The following is a 958-nucleotide window of genomic DNA, read 5'->3' as shown; positions in this document are numbered from 1 at the left end:
AAAATCAGATTTTTCCTATGCCATTACGTCACAATTTTCTTACGTGTTGTATTAAATTTTAAGTAAAAATGATATAATATTAGTATAAAACATTAGGAGTGAAAGCGTTGAAACATAAGAAAATACATCATGAACATGATGTGGGATATAAGTATATATTTTCTCATAAGGAAACATTTTTGGAACTATTAAGAAGTTTTACTAAAAATGAATGGGTGAATTTAATAAAAGAAGATGATTTGGTATTAGTAGATAAGTCTTATATTCTTTCAGATTTTGAAGAGGAAGAATCAGATATATTGTATAAAGTAAATATAAATGGGCAAGAAGTTTTATTTTATGTGTTATTAGAGTTTCAATCAAAAGTAGATTTTCAAATGCCCATAAGATTATTGTTTTATATGACAGAAATATGGAGAGATATATTAAAAAATGTTCATAAAAATGAAAGGCGAAGAAAAAGTTTTAAGCTTCCAGCTATAATTCCCATAGTTATATATAATGGTAAAAATAATTGGACTGCAGTTAGAAGTTTTAAAGAAGTTTTAAGTGGTTATGAATTATTTGGAGAAAATATAATAGATTTTAGCTATATATTATTAGACATAAATAAATACAGTAAGGAAGAATTATGTGAAATATCCAACCTAGTATCTTCAGTATTTTTTATAGATCAAAATATGGATGAAAAGGAATTAGTAAAAAGGTTAAGAACTATAATATATGTACTGAAGAAAATAACACCTGAGCAATATGATATATTTAGAAATTGGTTAAAAGGAATAATAAAGCCAAGACTACCACGAGAATTGCAGGATGAATTGGAGAATATAATGGAAACATCTAATCAATGGGAGGTGGAATCTATGGTATATAGTATACAGAAAGTAATTGATGGCGTGGAAAAGAAAGGTATTAAAAAGGGCATAGAGCAGGGTATAGAAAGGGGCATGGAAAA

Annotated in this window: 1 protein-coding gene; it reads left to right on the top strand. The window is 26.7% G+C overall.

The genetic code is table 11. The features are described from left to right. Nucleotides 1-107: 107 nt before the first annotated feature. A partial coding sequence (locus FGK85_RS15185; RefSeq protein WP_171011461.1) for an Rpn family recombination-promoting nuclease/putative transposase occupies nucleotides 108-958 on the top strand: 851 nt, incomplete at its 3' end.

Source organism: Haloimpatiens lingqiaonensis, assembly GCF_901447495.1.
GTDB lineage: Bacteria > Bacillota > Clostridia > Clostridiales > Clostridiaceae > Haloimpatiens > Haloimpatiens lingqiaonensis.
Note: the sequence above shows the minus strand (reverse complement) of the source record. Positions and strands in the feature narration are given on the sequence as shown.